The following is a 17,611-nucleotide window of genomic DNA, read 5'->3' as shown; positions in this document are numbered from 1 at the left end:
CACCCTCAGGTTGATTAATTAATAAGTGTTATTGATACAGTCCGGTAAAACGGCTCGCGACTTCCTCACCATGCTCATCCATCCAGTCCCATTTCACCGGATAGGCTGGAATGTCTGCCAGATTCGTACGATTTTCCGCCTGAATATCGGTTCGTCCAGGCAGCAGATAGGCACCGGCTACCAGCTTCTGGGCATCATCGGACAGCAGATAATCGATAAACTGCTTGGCCTGCTGCTCATGCTGGGTCGTCTTGATAATGGCTGCCGGACGCGGGCTGATTACCGTGCCTTCCGCCGGATAGACGATATCGACCGGTTCACCGTCCGCTTTGGCTTTGTACGCCATATAGTCGACGCCTGCGGCCACTACATCTTTGGCTCCGGTAATTACCGGATCAAGCGCTTCCTGGTTGGCTCCTGCCATGGCAACTCCATTTTGTTTGTACTGCTCGAACAGTGACCAGCCGCTATCCCCTTTGGCACTCAGATAACCAGTAATAAAGTCCAGTGCAGAGCCGGACAGCGATGGATCGGGAATATTGACTTTGTCTTTCCATTCCGGCTTGGTGAGATCTGCCCAGGAAGTTGGCGGAGTTTTCACCTGGCTGGTGTTGTATACGATGCCGAGCGCAGAGGCGCTGTAGCTAAAATAATTGCCGTTTGGATCAGACCAGTCTTTTACCAGCTTGTCGCTGTTTGGGGCATCGGCATAAGGAAGGGTGAGTCCATCCTTGGCCATCGACTGCATGGACGGCAGGGACGCCAGCACAACCACGTCAACAACCGGATTGGATTTCTCCGCTTCCATTCTGGATAAAATCTTGCCTGTCGTTCCCTGGAACATCTCTACCTGAATGCCGGTCTTCGCTTCAAATCCTTCTTCGATCTTTTTGGCGAGTCCTTCCGGTCCGGCGCTGTACACGACCAGTGTACCGCTATCTTTTGCTTGGCCGTCAGCAGCCTGACTGACACTGTTGCCTGCTGCGCCGCAGCCTGCCAGCGTTGTACCCATAACTGCCGTGATGGCGAGCAGACCTGCTTTTTTCCACGTTTGATTCCATTTCATCTGAATGATTCCTCCCGAATAATAAATAGTGATAATTCATGTGTTATTACTTTCTTTTATTTCATGTATCAACTGTATGATTGGTGTATGAACACCACCAGCAATGTATATTCATCTCAGGAAATATGCTGCCGGCCGCTGTGCAGCTTGATATCGTCCTCTGCATGGTTCACCCTGCATACATGATGAGGGGCAATATGGATCTGCACTTCGTCGCCGGGCTGCATACGCTGTGTATGATAGCCGGTCCAGATCCGTTCCTGTCCGGCGTCCATCTCTATCTCGTACCGATCTCCCATATAACTGACTCTGCGGATGATGGCGCTGTATGTATGTTCGCCCGCTTCCCGGGTCGATTCCCAGCATCCGTGTTCCGGCCGGAACAGTGACTGTCCAGGCTCGATCCAGTTCGATCGTCCGATGAACCGGGCGACGAACGGGTCGGCAGGCTGCCGGTAAATGTCTTCCGGTGTACCGCGCTGCAGGATGGTGCCGCTCTGCATAACGATAATTTCATCCGACATCGACATCGCTTCGGTCTGGTCATGGGTGACATACAGAGCCGTAATTCCCAGCTCGCGCACCAGACCCATCAGCTCATGACGCATCTCTTCCCTCAGCAGGGCATCCAGTGCACTGAGCGGCTCGTCGAACAGGATCAGTCCGGGCTGCATCACAATCGCTCTGGCAAAGGCGACCCGCTGCTGCTGTCCGCCGGACAGCTGATGAGGTTGCCGTTGCTGCATTCCCGTCAGTCGGACCTGCTCCAGCGCCCGTTCTACCGATTCACGGATCTGCTTTTTGCGGCCGGAAGCTTTCAGGCTGAAGGCTACATTTTCATAGACTGTCATATGCGGCCACAAGGCAAACTCCTGAAATACCATCCCAAACTCCCGGCGATGAGAAGGCATGTTAATCCGTTTTTGCTGCGAGAAGATCGGTTTGCCATCTACCAGCACCTCGCCGGTATCCGGTGTCTCCAATCCGGCAATCAGACGCAGCAATGTTGTTTTGCCGCAGCCGGATGGTCCGAGCAGCGTTGTAAATTTACCGGAAAGAATCGTCAAATCTACTGGCTGCAGCGCCTGCACGCTGCCATAACTCTTGCTTACTCCCTGAAGCGTAATTTCTGTCATTGATGTATTCCCCTTCTGAATCATTGTCCACGGTATCCGTAACTGTACATAAAGCCCGTCAGTATGGTCAGACAACTGCTCTCTGAACCCAGTATAGCCATGTAGTTTACGCATTATATGCGGATAATGTAAACGAAGTATCAATTTTAACTATGCTGCGTTTTGACAGTCATCGAATAAATCTATGCTAGATTGGAGACAGAAGCGAAAATAGCGCCCCGTCCAATCGATTGGCGGGTAGTGGAGGATAACGAAGATGAATCTGATCAAGCTGCAAATCGTGGAACTGCTGAACAGGCACCAGAAAATCACGGCTGTCGCGGATGAGCTGGGTCTCAAGCAGCCGACAGTAACTTTTCATATGAAGAGTCTGGAAAAGGAGCTTGGCGTGAGTCTCTTCGAATCGCGCGGCGGCAAGGTACTGCTGCGTGAACCCGGCAAAGCCCTGCTGCATTACGCGATCAAAATCAATGCACTCGCCGCCGAATCCAGAAGAGTCGTACAGGAATTCGGCACGCTCGAACGGGGACAGCTGCGGATCGGAGCCAGCTATGTACCGGCTACTTATCTGCTGCCCGAAGTCATCCACCGGTTCAGCCAGCAGCATCCGGGCGTGAATGTCTCAATTGCAGTGCAGACGTCACCGGTCACTCGCGAGATGCTGATCAATCACGAGATTGATCTGGGCATTATGCTGACCGAGCCTTTTGAACATCCGGCTCTCGTCAAGGGACTGATCGGGGAAGACCAGCTCGTCGCCATCTTCTCCCCGGATCATCCGCTGGCACGGGAAGAAGAATTGAATCTGCAGGTACTGCAGCAGAGCCGGCTCGTACTGCACAGCGGCGAGTCCAGCACACGTCAGCTGAGCGATCGCTGGATGAACGATATCGGCCTGCAGCCCCGGCAGTATCTGGAGCTTGATTCGGCCGAAGCGATCAAGCGCTCGGTCATGCTCGGCGGTTACGCCGCCTTTCTCTCCCGTATGGCCGTCGAGGAGGAAGTACGCCAGCAGCGTCTGCAGATGCGGGCTCTGCCGGGATTGGAACAGCGCCGGTATCTGTATTATGCCTACAACAAGGAGCGTCACTACTCCGGACTGATCCACCGATTCGCCGCCTGTCTGACTGACGATGAATAATACATGGGATTATCGCTGTACAAAACAAAAGCGTACTGCACGGATGAAGATTCCTGCAGTACGCTTTTATCGGTTGGGTATAACTCGTCATTTGCATAATGTTGATCATTCGGACAGCATGCGCCATTTGGATAATGTTCATGATTTAGATAGGATGCGTCTTTTGGATAATATTAATCATTCCCTAATATACACTTTCTAAAAATAAAGCTGGTCTTCCGGCTGCAGCGCATGTACCTGCTGGAACCCTTCCTGCTGCAGCCGCAGGGCCAGACCGTCCGTACGGGGCCGGGTCGCGTGTACAAGCAGGGTACGCGGGCTTTTGAGATCCAGCAGCATCTGGCGCACATCCGGCAGTCCCTGATGCACCTTGTACCGCACATGATGAATCTGGCAGCCTCTGCGCTCCATGTCCATGAGCAGTGACCGGCCGAATGATCCATATGCCAGATCACCGGTAAAAATCACCCGATTCTCCCGTCCTGCGGCGATGCGGGTATAATGCTGCTGGGCTTTGACCGACTGCATCATGCCATCATCGGTAAATAAAATCGACCGGGGATAGCGCAGAAACAGCTCTTCCCTGGAAGGATCATCATGCATCCGGTAAATGCGAGGATGACGCAGCAGCTGCTCGATCCGTGCTGTGCCGTCGGCTCTCAGCCAGTGCGGCTCGGCAGCGAACAGCTTCAGCGCATCCAGCAGATCCGATTCGACCAGAATCGGGATATCGGCAAACTGTTCACTCGCCCAGAGCATCAGCTCCTGCCCTCTGCCATACACAGGTACCGGCAGCAGAATGGCTCCACCCTGCTTGAGTGTTTCTTTCATATAACGATTCAGCTGGGAGAGCTTGTTGCCCTGACGGTCCGTGTCCACCCCATACGCCGCATCGACAATCGCCAGATCCAGATCCGGAATCTTGCCTGGAGCCGGATAGGCGCGTGACAGAATACGGGAGTGATGCAGCGGGCGGTCCGCTTCCAGCAGTCTGGATTCGGCGCTGTAATCACCGGTATAGAGAATCATTTTGCCATACCAGCTGACCGCGACCCAGATGGAACCAGGCAGATGGCCGGCTCTTCCCCAGCACACTTCCATATTCGGATGCACCCACGTCCATTCGCCTCTGGGCGCGATATCTTCGAGATAGCGGAAACGAATATTGCCAATCGTCTCCTGTTCTGCTGGCGGAGATACCGTTCCACCATCAGCAATCGCATATTGATGTTCCTCCAGCGCTTTGAGACAGACGGGCAGCTGCCTCACTGTCGCCCGTGTTGTCCATACTTCACCGGTATACCCATAACGCTCCAGCAGTGGCAGTCCGATGCTATGATCCTCATGAGCATGTGACAAAAAGACAGCCTGAAGCCTGGACATTATATGCCTCAGTCTATCTGGTGAATTACCGGTCTCCTCTGCTATATCCATTCCGCAATCCAGCAGCAAATACTGATCTTCCTGCCGGAGCAGATAACTGGAACGGCTCTGCTCGCCTGCTCCACCGAGAATAGTAAGCTCCATCATGATATTCACTCCACCTGTTTTGACCATTTTTCAGCAGAAGCGGTTTCAAACCGTATTTACTTTTCCTCTGATCTAAGACGATACAATGGTTTCTTGATCAGTATATCTGTCTAATTTGTATACAGTATATGGTTAATGTAAACGCAGTATAAACTTTTATGCGATACGCCGGTGTTCGTTTTAATCATACGCAGACAATTATGTACACCCGGTTTACGATTTATAAAAGAAAAGCACAAAAAAAGCGTACCGGTATGCATAATAATTATGCAATCGGTACGCTTTTTATGACGGTTCACAACGCAAATGGTTGTGAAGATAAGCTCACAATGAATACGTCTTAGTTTTTCAAGCCGTATTTTTTGTTGAACTTGTCTACGCGGCCACCAACGTCTGCGTTTCTTTGTTTACCAGTGTAGAACGGATGAGAAGCAGAGCTGGTATCAACACGAATTACTTGATAAGTGTTGCCGTCTTCCCATTCCATTGTTTCGCCGGAAGTTTTAGTTGTTCCACTCAGGAACTTATATCCGCAGCTTGGATCCAAGAAAATAGCCTGTTGGAATTTAGGATGTCCTTCTTTTTTCATGAGTAATCACCTTCGTTCATAAAATTAATCACGCTCTTCCTATTATACACTCATACCTTAAAAAGTCAAAGAACTTCTGTTTTTTTCTCAAACTTTTTTTTGGCCTTTATTTAGGCAGGAATTACGGGATAATCAGGCACCGCGTTCCGTCTGCTGAAGCTCTTCCAGCTCACGGGCTACCTGTTCAATCATCTGGGCAAAAGCAGCCAGTTCCTGCGAACTTCCGGGCTGTGTATAATTATAGTGGATTTTAGTGTGAATATTTCTTTATCTTCTATTTACTAACATATGACATGTCATTCACGTCGGATAATGGACCTGCTTAGTGTAGAGTATGTTAAATATGGTATACTTTCAGCAGCATAACCGAAGGAGAACTGGAACCATGGCTGTACGGCACGAGACCGAATTGTATTTACCGATCAAGGACTTTTTTGCCCGTCAGGGCTATGATATTAAGAGTGAAGTCCGCCACTGTGACCTCGTAGGTCTGCGGGAAGGCGATACCGAGCCGCTCATTATCGAAATCAAAAAAACGTTCAACCTTCCGCTGCTGCTGCAGGGAGTTGAACGTCTCAAGCTTAGTAGCAATGTGTATGTAGCTGTCGAGCGCAACCGCGCCAAAAAAGGAGCGCATAATCAGCGCTGGGGCGATCTGACTGATCTCTGCCGCCGTCTGGGGCTGGGGCTGCTGACCGTAACGTTATATAAAACCAAATCTCCATTTATCGAAATTTTATGTGAGCCTGCACGCCTGGAAGTGACAACACGTGCACCGCGCAAAGGCAGCCGAAAACAGCGGCTGCTCAAAGAGCTGTCCGAGCGCAGCGGAGATTATAATCTGGGCGGCAGCACACGCGTACCGCTTATTACCGCCTACCGCGAAAAGGCACTGCGCATAGCGCATGCCTTTGGGGAACAGGATACCCTGTCGCCGCGCCAGCTGCGTGATGCGACGGGTATCGGCACAGCAGCAGCAATTCTGCAGGACAACCATTACCTTTGGTTCGAACGTGTTTCCCGTGGACAATACCGGCTGACTGCTGCAGGCCGACAAGCACTGCTCGATTATGCCCATGTTCTGCAGCCACCTGACCCTGCATCACCGGTTTATCCAACCACATTTACAGAAGAATAGGGTGCAAGCTCCTCTTATCAAGGCCATACTGATCCGCTACCCGATTTCCCCCTTCTCCTGCCGCATCTCTGCGATCACTTCGGAGATCAGATTCATACCAAGCAGCAGTTCATCACGTCCGGGATGGGTAAAATTCAGCCGGATCGCACTGCTGCCTTCGCCGCTGGCATAACAGCGCGCGCCTGGCAGGAAAGAGACCCCTTTCTCAAGTGCCCGGCTCAGCAATGCTTCGCCATCCAGATGATCCGGCAGCTGTGCCCATAGGAACATGCCACCGATCGGAACTTCCACCTCGGTTCCGCGCCAGTTGGGACGCTTGAGCAGTTCCAGCATCAGCTTGAGCCGGATATCGTATTCGCGGTTGAGCATCGTAATATGACTGCCCCAGTCAAAGCGCTGGGACTGCAGCAGACGCAGCAGGATCGCCTGGTTCATCGTACTGGACTGCCAGTCAGCCGTCTGCTTGGCCGCAGACATGACCTGGATCAGATGTTCATCACCGGCAGCCCACCCGATCCGCAGAGCCGGCACAATCGTTTTGCTAAAGGAACCGATATATAGCACATGGTTGCCACCCTGATCGCGATCCAGCTTGAACAAGGTCGGATACCGCTGACGAAACGAACTCACCGGCTCCGAACCAAAATGCAGATCGCCATACGCATCATCCTCGGCGATCAACAGCTCATGCTGCATACAGAGCGCCAGCACGGCCTGTCTTCGTTCCAGACTCCATACCCGGCCTGTTGGGTTGCCAAAGTTTGGCGAGACAAATAGCAGCTTGGGACGATGTATACGGATCATCTCATCGAGACTCTCGGGAATCATCCCCTGCTCATCACAGGCAACATGAATAACCCGCGCTCCCTGCAAATGGAGTACCTGCAGACAGCCGGGCGGCGCCGGAGATTCCACCAGCACAGTCTCTCCGCTATTCACATAGATGCGTACCAGCAAATCAATCGTCTGCTGACTTCCTGACGTTAACAAAATATTGGCCGGATCAACGGTCAACCGCTGATCATGCTTCCAGCGGGCATGCAGCCACTCACGCAGCGCAAGCGAGCCTGCGACCTCTCCATACTGCAATACACGCGGTCCGGCCGAAAATACCGTCCCTGCGGCTTCTCCCAGCTGGGAGAGCGGGAACAGTTCTTCAGCCGGCAGTTCTTCGGCGAGGGATATCCATGATTCACGCCGCTGCCGACTGTCCTCTGAACGAACCGAGAAGGAAGGCATATTGCTGACCCTTGATGCAAATAAGAATTTCACCGTTCCAGCCTCCTGTACGATGCTTTTTCAAGATCATACACCCGAACTTCAATCCAGAGCAACCTTTTTTACCGGACCCGGACGTTCGACTTTGATCACCGGTTCGACAGTTATGGTGGATTCGACAGCCACAATACTTGGATGGGACTCCAGCGCTCCCTTGAATGAAGCCGTATGGGAATACAGCGTATACTTCTCAATCGCCTGTGCACGGCTGCTTACGCCGAGCTTATCATAGATTTTACGCAAATAATTATCGACAGAACGCCGGCTTACACGGATCACTTCTGCGATCTTATCGTATGTAAACCCTTGTGTAATTTGAATCATGATGGAATGCTCAATCTGGGACAGCTCAAAATAACCGTCTGTCGGAATTTCGGCCGGTACCGGTACAACGCCCTGATGCAGCCAGGATAAAGGGATAACCGTCAGTCCCTGTCTCAGCCCGTTAATCAGATGGAGCAGCTGGGCAGGTGAAGATTCTTTGGATAATACGCCGCTTGCGCCCATACTCATCAGACCGGCAAATAAGGATAAATTATTATCGCCTGTCAGTACAATGACATGACTCTCCGTACTGCTGCGCTTGACCTGACGCAAATAATGCTCGGCATTACCCTCGGGCAGCGAGTCATCGAGCAGGATCAGATCCGGCTTGATGCGTGCTGCAAGCTTTACACCCTCCTGAACGGAACTGGCCGTTGCCACAACACTGAGATCGGCCGTTTCTTCCAGTATTAGTTTGGTACCCAGCATTAATGCCGGATGATTATCGATGATGATAACCTTCCAAATGCTCTCCACTTGGACACTTCCTTCCTGTTCATCATGCTTGTTTCTTTTATTACCGTATAGTTACATATCGGTTGGCAGACAATAATTTTTTATGCCATATTTTGCATTTATTCAGTCATTCTGTGGTAGAAATGTCCAAATAAAGTTATATTTCGTTATTTCCTTTTAAAGTATAAAAAAGCCGTAAATACCGCCGATAAGTTCTACAAAAGAGCATAATATTCTGTTCTTTTGCAAAATAGACGGGTCGTAACGTACATGTTAGAATGTATTCTGTTCTGAAAATAATCGTATTATTGAGGTGATTTCAAATGGATACCAAAGCAGAGAGCAGACCACGTGCATCATCGCGTTTCCAGCCGCCAAAAGGGTCCTCTGCCAAATGGTTTTTGTTGTTCTGGATATTGATTATCGTGCTCGGTGCCACCGCAGCCTACCTATACAGCAATCATATGAAGCAGCAGATGATCACGGCCATCAAAGCGGACACCGAGCGCCAGATCGCTGCTCTGCATCAGGACTATGATGCCCGGTTCAAAGACATGTCCAAGGACATGAACGCCCTGCAGAGCAAAGTGGAGTCCTTTAACGAGCTGCTGACCTTTACCAAGGACAATGCCAGCAGCAAGACGGACAACAGCAATAAACTGTACACCCAGCTCAATGAAGTACAAAAGCAGCTCAATACCCTGCAAAAGAAAATGGAGCTGCTCAAATGAACCGGAACGTCAAAATCATCAACCGTTTCTTCATGCTGGCAGCTGCTCCCTTTATCGGAATGCTGATCGTGATGCTGCTGCAGTCCAAATCGGTCACCGTTCCACTGGACCTAAAGCCCTACCAGCCTTCGGCCAGTCTCAGTGAACAATCCAGCAACATTCTGAACACGCTGGATCAAGCGGAAAAGGTCGCTGTACAGACTTCCGCTTCCATAGAGAAAACAACCCGGCTGTATAACAAGACGACTACAGCGATGTCCTCCATCGTGCAGGCCGCTTCCAAACAGGCCGCCCGGCCGGAGCAAATCTATAACCGCCGCATCACGTCCAAACTGGGAGCCGCAAGTGAACGGGTGAACAGCGATAGAATTAATATTGAACTGTACCGCCTCAATCCCGGCACATACAAAGCCTACGCCATGAAAGTCAAGCTGAAGGACCCGCAAGCGATGAAAATGACGCTCGGCAAGGATGCCTACGGCGGCGCCGAGACAACGCTGACGGCCGTACAGCGGTATGGTGCAATCGCCGGCGTTAATGCCGGAGGATTCGCAGATGCAGGCGGCAAGCGCTACCCGCTCAGTACGACCGTATTGAACGGCAGATATCTGAACGGCTTTGAAGCAACTTTCAAGGATCTGTTTTTTGTCGGACTGAATGATTCAGGCAAGCTGATTGGCGGCAAATTTACAAGCAAAGCCAAACTCGATGCACTCAGCCCTTCCTTTGGCGCATCATTCGTGCCTGTACTGATTCAGGACGGCAAGAAAATCCCTATTCCCGCCAAATGGCAAAAAACACCGCTGCGTGCCCCTCGTACGGTGATCGGCAGATACAAAGATGATCAGATTATTATCATCGCTGCAGATGGTTATAACGAAAACGGCAGCTCCGGCGCCACCCTCAAGGAACTGCAGGATAAGCTGTACAAGATGGGCGTCACCGATGCCTACAACCTGGATGGCGGAGGCTCGACTTCACTTATAATGAACGGGCGAGTCGTTAACCGTCCTTCCGATGGCAGTCTGCGTCCGGTAGCCACTAACTTTTTATTTTTCAAATAATGTATGTTCATAACAACAGCCCCTGCTTCCCATCTACTGGTTGCGCACCAGCAGATCAAGGAAGTCAGGGGCTGTTATATTATTCCGTATGATTATTCATTGATTGTCAGTATCTATTGTCTGACCCATTAACCGAACCTGTCTGACAATAAATGTTACTCATTAAATGAATTAGGCATTTTTGGGAATCAAATTCATCTCTGTCACGCACTGTGCACAGATATAGCGCTCTTTGAATTCACTGACTTCTTCCATGGACCCGCAGAATACACATTTTGGACGGTATCTCTCCAAAATAATATGATCGCCCTGTACCAGAATCTCGACCGGATCTCCCTCGTTCATCTGATATCTTTTACGCAGCGATTTTGGTAACACGATTCTTCCCAACTGATCTACTTTACGTACAACGCCTGCCGGTTTCATACTAGTATACACCTCTCTGTTATTCATTCTGTAGCATTATTGCTAATGCCGGTTGCAGAAGTAACGGGAAAATAAAAGAATCACAAAATTTGGAATATCAGCTATATATTCACTAAATTTCGCTTTTCTTAATATTCTCCACTTACTTCTAGAATCCTGCTAACTTTTACTAATTTCTATTACTTCTTTTAGAAACCATGCTTTTCTCACCGGGAAGCTATGATTACTTCATCCCCGGGAAGTCCAGTTGACGAAGCGCCTCATACACAATAATGGCTGCCGAATTCGAAAGATTCAGCGAGCGTACATTATCGGTCATCGGCATTTTCATGGCAGTATCCGGATTAGCTGCGATTAGCTCGGGCGGCAATCCCTTGGTTTCTTTGCCAAATACAAAAAAGTCACCATCTTGAAACTTAAAATCAGAGTATCTGTTTTTAGCTTTTGTAGTTGCATAGAAAAAGCGATGTCCTTTATAGGTCTTTTGTACTTCTTCAAATGAGTCATGATACTCAATATTGACAGCATGCCAGTAATCGAGACCTGCTCTTTTTAGAGTAGCATCGTCTGTTCTGAAGCCTAAAGGACGTACAAGATGCAGGTAAATTCCTGTAGCTGCGCATGTTCTGGCAATATTTCCGGTGTTAGCTGGTATCTCTGGTTCCACCAATACAATGTGTAGTGCCATAGTTCTGTTTCCACCTTATTTCATAGTACTTTTTGATTATAACCTATCTCGGTAAATTGCGACAGCTTTTGACAAAAAATAGTTGAATTTTTTTTAAAAAAGCCTTCCCTTACGGGAAGGCTTTACCTAATTTACGCAAATATAGAGGTAAAAGTTGCTCCGCTTAACTATTTTTCGCTTGGAAATCTTTCATGAATTCCACCAGTGCCTCACAGCTCGCGTATGGAACCGCATTATAGATCGAGGCACGCAGACCGCCAACGCTGCGGTGACCTTTGAGACCGACAAATCCGGCCTGTTCCGAAGCCTTGGCAAACGCCTTGTCCAGCTCCTCGGAAGGCAGACGGAATGTAATGTTCATATTCGAGCGGCTGGACGTCTCTGCCGCTCCCTTGTAGAAGCTGCCGCTCTGATCGATCGCATCATAGATCAGCGAAGCCTTGCGCTTGTTATTGCGGGCTACGCCTTCCAGGCCGCCCTGCTCCTCGATCCACTTGAGCACTTCGTTGACCATATAGATGGCAAAGGAAGGCGGTGTATTATAGAGGGAATTGTTTTTGAGATGTGTGCTGTAGCGCATAATGGTCGGAATACTTTTCGGTGAATCGGAGAGAAGTTCTTCTCTTGCTATCACAACAGTCACCCCGGAAGGTCCCAGATTCTTCTGAGCACCGGCATAGATCATACCGAACTGACTCATATCAAGCGGACGGCTCAAGATATCGCTGGACATATCCACGATCAGCGGCACATTACCGGTATCCGGGAACTGCTTGTACTGGATACCGCCGATCGTCTCATTGGAAGTAACATGCAGGTATGCCGCATTATCGGGGATTTGAATATCTTCCAATGCAGGGATCTGCATATAGTTCTGCGCTTCCGAGGAAGCCGCCACATGCGTCTCACCGATCAGCTTGGCTTCGCTGATCGCCTTGTCCGCCCAGCTGCCTGTAGCAACATAGCTGGCTGTCTGACCTTCACCGAGCAGGTTCATCGGCAGCATGGCAAACTGCGTGCTTGCGCCGCCCTGCAAGAACAACACTTTGAACCCTTCCGGATTACCCAGCAGAGATAACAGACGCTGCTGTGCTTCATTATGTACGGCCTCATAGACGGCACCACGGTGAGACATCTCCATGATGGACATTCCGGTACCCTGATAGTCTACAAACTCTTTCTGCGCGCGTTCCAGCACTTCCAGCGGCAGCGCAGCCGGTCCGGCATTAAAATTATAAGCTCTCTTGGTCATCTCTTTTCTCCACCCTTTCAATTCAGCGTTGCACCTTTAATCCGTTAATATGATGATGTCAGGTTTGTGATAATTATCGATATGATATCAGCAATTCCCGGGGCGGGCAAGTGCTTTTGTCACTATGGTACTTTGTAGGACCATATATTTATTTCATTTAAAAAATCCTCCGGAGCAGCAGTTCCGGAGGATTCTAAAACCAGAAGGTTTAGTTGAAATAGATTGAATCAGCGAATTAGCAATCGTAGTACAGGCTGAATTCGTGTGGATGTACACGGATGGCTACATCTTTGGCTTCAGCACGTTTGAAGGCAATGTAGTTGACGATGAAGTCTTTGGTGAATACGCCACCTTCTGTCAGGAACTCGTGGTTTTTCTCGAGTTCGTCCAGTGCTTCCTCCAGGGAAGCCGGTACACTGCGAATGCCTGCTTTGTCTTCATCAGACAGCTCGTAGATGTTTTTGTCAAAAGGACCGTATCCGAGTTCACGAGGGTCCATTTTCTTCTTAATGCCATCCAGACCTGCCATCAGCATCGCGGAGAAGGCCAGGTAAGGGTTAGCCGTGGAATCCGGTGTACGGAATTCGATACGACAGCCTTTTGGTGTAACGGAAGCGATAGGGATACGCACCGCTGCAGAACGGTTACCTTTGGAGAATACGAGGTTAACCGGTGCTTCGTAACCAGGAACGAGACGTTTGAACGAGTTGGTGCTCGGGTTGGTCAGTGCGATCAAGGCCGGAGCATGGTACAGGATACCGCCCAGGTAATGCAGTGCCATTTCGCTCAGGTTGGCATAGCCGCCTTTTTCGAAGAACAGCGGCTTGTCACCGTCAAAGATCGATTGGTGAACGTGCATTCCGCTACCGTTGTCGCCAAACAGCGGCTTCGGCATGAATGTTGCTGTTTTGCCGTATTGTTGTGCGGTGTTATGCACGATGTATTTGTATTTCAGCAGGTTGTCTGCTGTGCAGCGCAGTGTGTCAAAGCGGAAGTTGATCTCCGCCTGGCCGGCAGTCGCCACTTCGTGGTGATGACGCTCGATTTTGAGGCCCGCTTCTTCAAGCAGACGACACATTTCACTGCGGATATCCTGCTGGGAGTCTACCGGAGCTACAGGTACATATCCGCCTTTTTTACGGATTTTGAAGCCCATGTTGCCGCCTTCTTCAGTGCGGTTGCTGTTCCAGAAAGCTTCGTTGGAATCTACAGAGTATGTAGATTGATTCATGCCGCTATGATAACGAACATCGTCGAAGATGAAAAATTCGGATTCAGGGGCAAAGAACGCCGCCGTACCTACACCGCTGGATTGCAGATACTCTTCTGCTTTCTCAGCAATGCCGCGAGGGTCACGCTCATAGCGATCTCCGTCCGGTGTGTAGATATTGCACATTACGTTCAGTGTTGGGTGAGCGGTAAACGGATCAACGAATACGGATTCGGGATCTGGCATCATGACCATATCCGATTCTTCGATTCCGCGGAAACCAGGAATGGAAGAACCATCAAAAGCTACACCATTTACAAAAGTCTCCTCATCCACTTCAGAAGCTGGCAAAGAGATATGGTGTGCACGTCCAGACAAATCCACAAAACGGAAATCAAACCACTCAATATTGTTTTCTTGTGCGAGTTTCAATACATTTTCTACCGGCATTTGTACTTTCCTCCCCAAATTTCCGAACATTACAACTTTTTCTGATGTACAATGTTCATTTTCTCGTTTTTTTTCTTTCGTCATTATAAAACTTAAAACCTGACATCGTCAATAGCCATGTCAGATATTTCTGGATTCAATGTAAGATATACTTACACATTACAGCTTACCAAAAAAGAATTCGGCTCGTCAATTCTGCTCCAGAAATACTGTATTACCACCATGCTTTAACGCGTCGAATCAATGTTTAAAAGGCATCATACTTCATCTGCACGGAAACTACAAGTACCGCTTTTTAATATTTTCCGGTTCAATCGACGCTGCCCCCAGCAGCAGCACGGCTTTATCATACTTGGCAACAGCGTCTAAATTTTCTGCTGCTGCCGGTGAATCCATGCGTTTCCCACCTGCTCAATCCTGGAGAGATCCATGCCAAAAAGACCGATTCCTGATGGATACCGGCCTTTTAAAAATGAGTTGATTTACAATTAATTTATCTTACAGAAATAGATGCAGCTATCGATTAAGGCTGCAGCTGCGGAATAAACGATTCTGCCGGTGCTTTGGGCGTGGCAAAGCTCTTGCCAATGATCGGAGACAGCCGTTCCAGTTCACGCAGCAGACGAGCGAATTGATCCGGGAAAAGGGACTGCACACCGTCACCGGTCATGGAGTTGTCCGGGTCCGTATGCATCTCAATAATCAGACCATCTGCGCCGGCAGCTACGGAAGCGCGGGTCATCGGCTCCACCAGCTCGCGCCGTCCGGTGCCATGACTTGGATCGGAAATGACCGGCAGATGGCTGAGATGCTGCAGGACAGGGATAGCCGACAGATCCAGCGTATTGCGTGTGTAGGACTCAAACGTACGTATGCCACGCTCGCACAGCATTACGTCCGGATTGCCGCCGGCAAGAATGTATTCGGCCGCATTCAGCAGCTCATCATAGGTCGCACTGAACCCGCGCTTGAGCAGTACCGGTTTGCGGACTTCGCCCAGCTTGCGCAGCAGATCAAAATTCTGCATATTACGTGTACCCACCTGCAGAATATCGGCGTATTCGGCGCAGATATCCACGTATTCCGGTGTCATCACTTCCGTAATGGTCAGTAGGCCGTGCTTTTTGCCTGCTTCAGCCATCATGATCAATCCTTCAACGCCGACTCCCTGGAAGCTGTATGGTCCGGTACGTGGTTTAAACGCACCGCCGCGCAGCACCTGTCCTCCTGCCGCCTTGACGAGCCTTGCAATTTCATCGATCTGTTCTGCGGATTCGACTGCGCACGGACCGCCCATGACCACGAGTTCACCGCCGCCGATTTTGACATCACCTATCTGGATTACCGTGTTTTCCGGATGAAATTCACGGCTGGCCAGTTTGTACGATTTGGATACTTTCTCTACCTTTTCCACACCGGGTAGCTGCTGCAGACGCTCTACCAGCGCAGGCTTGACCGTGCCGATCATGCCGACCACCGTATGATCGGATGCATGGGACACATGCGCCTGTACACCCTCCTGCTCAATAACTTCGACAATGCGATTCAGCTGCTCACGTGCAGCCTGTTTGGATACGATAGCGATCATATATATTCTTCCTTTCTCGTTTGAAATTAATGATGGGCCAAGCTCTATGATCCGGCAGGACAGTCAGCCGGATATCTTCGACTCTTTGCTAACTTGAATAATCTGGATACTTCTAAAGTACAGCTTATGATAGAATCCTCCAGCTTGTAAGACAGGTCGCAGATACAGCCTAAAGCGCTCTGCGGGCGGGCTGTCATAACTTTAATGACAGACTTTCACACCTAACTTTAACACTTGTTCGCTTTTAAGCTTTTTAGCTTTTAATCACTAAAGCAAATATACAAGAGATTACCCTTCATGTCAAGTCGGTATATTCCCTATTTAAATAGAAGTAACGCTGTTACATAATGCAAAAACTTATACGTATTATCTAAACATAATTGCCCCGAAAATAAAAGAAAAGTGCCTGTTCTTTTGCAGAACAGACACTTCTTTCTTACAAATTAATGAACTTCATAACGGACGATCCGCGATTAATGACGTACCGGCTGATTGGTTGTTCTGCCTTTTTTCTCGCGTACCGGCGGAAGCAGACGGTTCGGATTCACCGTACGCACAATCTCCCAGGTCGATGGATCATTATTATCGTACTGCTCCAGATAACTGATCACTTCCTTGGTGATCGGCGTCGGGGTGGAAGCTCCTGCCGTTACCGCTACACGAGACTTGCCTTTGAGCCATTCCAGATTCAGCTCGGTAATATCGGAGATGCGGTACGCGGTTACACCGGCGATCTGCTCGGATACCTGAGCCAGACGGTTGGAGTTATTACTGCGCGGGTCACCGACGACGATGACCAGTTCTGCCTGTCCTGCCTGCTCGGCGACCGCTTCCTGACGGACCTGAGTCGCCAGACAGATTTCATTATGAACTTCGGCTCCCGGGAACTTCTCCAGCAGTTTCTTCATAATAATGCGAATATCCCACTGGCTCATCGTTGTCTGATTGGTAATCAGAATACGCTCGCCGGAAATATTCAACTGCTCAATCTCTTCTTCCTTTTCGATCAGGAATACATCATTCGGTGCGACACCAATTGCACCTTCCGGTTCGGGGTGTCCTTTTTTGCCGATATAGATAACCTGATAGCCTTCAGCTGTCTTGTCACGAATCAGATCATGGGTACGTGTTACGTCCGGACAGGTAGCATCGACCGTTGTCAGGCCTTTCTCACGAGCCAGGCGACGCACTTCGGGAGATACACCATGGGCGGTAAAGATCACCGTACCGGTATCCACCTGCTCCAGAATCTCTACCCGGTTGGGACCATCCAGTGTGATAATGCCCTGATCCTCAAATGCTTTGGTCACATGACTGTTATGCACAATCATGCCCAGTATATAAATCGGTCGCGGCAGATCAAGGTTCTGTGCGGCCTGCTGTGCAATCACCATAGCGTCAACGACACCATAACAGTATCCACGTGGCGCAATTTTCACAATTTCCATATGAGCTTAACACCTGCTTTCTGGGGTTTGCTTCACTTCAAGCAATACCACCATTATACTCCATAAATAGGTATGCAGGAAAGGTGAACCGTCTTC

16 protein-coding genes are annotated in these 17,611 nt (G+C 49.7%); 4 read left to right on the top strand and 12 right to left on the bottom strand.

The features are described from left to right. Nucleotides 1-28 precede the first annotated feature (28 nt). Entirely contained in the window at nucleotides 29-1,066 is a 1,038-nt protein-coding gene (locus WH45_RS16430) for an ABC transporter substrate-binding protein (RefSeq protein WP_046215516.1), read from the bottom strand. Between the two features lie 116 nt (nucleotides 1,067-1,182). After that, a complete protein-coding gene (locus WH45_RS16425; protein WP_046215515.1) occupies nucleotides 1,183-2,202 on the bottom strand; it encodes an ABC transporter ATP-binding protein in 1,020 nt (339 codons plus the stop codon). Between the two features lie 256 nt (nucleotides 2,203-2,458). On the opposite strand from WH45_RS16425, the gene WH45_RS16420 reads away from it, so the two are divergent. Next, entirely contained in the window at nucleotides 2,459-3,343 is an 885-nt protein-coding gene (locus WH45_RS16420) for a LysR substrate-binding domain-containing protein (protein ID WP_046215514.1), read from the top strand. Nucleotides 3,344-3,541: 198 nt separating this feature from the next. Here WH45_RS16420 and WH45_RS16415 read toward each other — a convergent pair whose 3' ends face one another. Next, a complete protein-coding gene (locus tag WH45_RS16415; RefSeq protein WP_046215513.1) occupies nucleotides 3,542-4,873 on the bottom strand; it encodes an MBL fold metallo-hydrolase in 1,332 nt (443 codons plus the stop codon). Between the two features lie 340 nt (nucleotides 4,874-5,213). Continuing rightward, nucleotides 5,214-5,462 carry a type B 50S ribosomal protein L31 gene (locus WH45_RS16410; protein WP_017811312.1) on the bottom strand — a complete coding sequence of 83 codons (249 nt, stop codon included), beginning with the start codon at nucleotides 5,460-5,462 and terminating at the stop codon, nucleotides 5,214-5,216. A 385-nt stretch (nucleotides 5,463-5,847) separates the two neighbouring features. On the opposite strand from WH45_RS16410, the gene WH45_RS16405 reads away from it, so the two are divergent. Further along, a complete protein-coding gene (locus tag WH45_RS16405; RefSeq protein WP_046215512.1) occupies nucleotides 5,848-6,600 on the top strand; it encodes a DUF2161 family putative PD-(D/E)XK-type phosphodiesterase in 753 nt (250 codons plus the stop codon). A gap of 36 nt (nucleotides 6,601-6,636) precedes the next feature. Here WH45_RS16405 and WH45_RS16400 read toward each other — a convergent pair whose 3' ends face one another. Beyond that, nucleotides 6,637-7,872, bottom strand: a complete 1,236-nt coding sequence (locus WH45_RS16400; protein WP_046215511.1) for an aminotransferase-like domain-containing protein — start codon at nucleotides 7,870-7,872, stop codon at nucleotides 6,637-6,639. Between the two features lie 48 nt (nucleotides 7,873-7,920). Continuing rightward, nucleotides 7,921-8,679 (bottom strand): response regulator transcription factor, encoded by a 759-nt coding sequence (locus WH45_RS16395; protein WP_052723819.1) that lies wholly within the window; start codon nucleotides 8,677-8,679, stop codon nucleotides 7,921-7,923. Between the two features lie 302 nt (nucleotides 8,680-8,981). On the opposite strand from WH45_RS16395, the gene WH45_RS16390 reads away from it, so the two are divergent. Continuing rightward, a complete protein-coding gene (locus WH45_RS16390; RefSeq protein WP_046215510.1) occupies nucleotides 8,982-9,389 on the top strand; it encodes a hypothetical protein in 408 nt (135 codons plus the stop codon). Then, the gene (locus WH45_RS16385) at nucleotides 9,386-10,453 is read left to right on the top strand and encodes a phosphodiester glycosidase family protein (protein WP_046215509.1); all 1,068 of its coding nucleotides are present in this window, start codon (nucleotides 9,386-9,388) and stop codon (nucleotides 10,451-10,453) included. The genes WH45_RS16390 and WH45_RS16385 overlap by 4 nt, the downstream gene beginning before the upstream one ends. A 171-nt stretch (nucleotides 10,454-10,624) precedes the next feature. Here WH45_RS16385 and WH45_RS16380 read toward each other — a convergent pair whose 3' ends face one another. The 6 genes from WH45_RS16380 to WH45_RS16355 all read right to left on the bottom strand — a co-directional run bounded on the left by WH45_RS16380 (nucleotide 10,625) and on the right by WH45_RS16355 (nucleotide 17,515). Further along, nucleotides 10,625-10,879 (bottom strand): AbrB/MazE/SpoVT family DNA-binding domain-containing protein, encoded by a 255-nt coding sequence (locus WH45_RS16380; RefSeq protein ID WP_046215508.1) that lies wholly within the window; start codon nucleotides 10,877-10,879, stop codon nucleotides 10,625-10,627. Between the two features lie 223 nt (nucleotides 10,880-11,102). After that, nucleotides 11,103-11,567: a tRNA (uridine(34)/cytosine(34)/5-carboxymethylaminomethyluridine(34)-2'-O)-methyltransferase TrmL gene (trmL, locus tag WH45_RS16375; RefSeq protein ID WP_046215507.1), complete on the bottom strand. Its 465-nt coding sequence runs from the start codon at nucleotides 11,565-11,567 to the stop codon at nucleotides 11,103-11,105. A 163-nt stretch (nucleotides 11,568-11,730) separates the two neighbouring features. Further along, on the bottom strand, nucleotides 11,731-12,819 hold the full coding sequence (gene serC, locus WH45_RS16370; protein WP_046215506.1) for a 3-phosphoserine/phosphohydroxythreonine transaminase: 1,089 nt from the start codon (nucleotides 12,817-12,819) through the stop codon (nucleotides 11,731-11,733). Between the two features lie 235 nt (nucleotides 12,820-13,054). Further along, entirely contained in the window at nucleotides 13,055-14,479 is a 1,425-nt protein-coding gene (gene glnA / locus WH45_RS16365; RefSeq protein ID WP_046215505.1) for a type I glutamate--ammonia ligase, read from the bottom strand. A gap of 523 nt (nucleotides 14,480-15,002) precedes the next feature. After that, nucleotides 15,003-16,067: a 3-deoxy-7-phosphoheptulonate synthase gene (gene aroF, locus WH45_RS16360; RefSeq protein WP_046215504.1), complete on the bottom strand. Its 1,065-nt coding sequence runs from the start codon at nucleotides 16,065-16,067 to the stop codon at nucleotides 15,003-15,005. A gap of 473 nt (nucleotides 16,068-16,540) precedes the next feature. Beyond that, the gene (locus WH45_RS16355) at nucleotides 16,541-17,515 is read right to left on the bottom strand and encodes a 4-hydroxy-3-methylbut-2-enyl diphosphate reductase (RefSeq protein WP_046215503.1); all 975 of its coding nucleotides are present in this window, start codon (nucleotides 17,513-17,515) and stop codon (nucleotides 16,541-16,543) included. Between the last annotated feature and the right edge of the window lie 96 nt (nucleotides 17,516-17,611).

The organism is Paenibacillus wulumuqiensis (assembly GCF_000971965.1).
Classification (GTDB): domain Bacteria; phylum Bacillota; class Bacilli; order Paenibacillales; family Paenibacillaceae; genus Saccharibacillus; species Saccharibacillus wulumuqiensis.
This window is presented reverse-complemented; position numbering and strand designations above follow the sequence as displayed.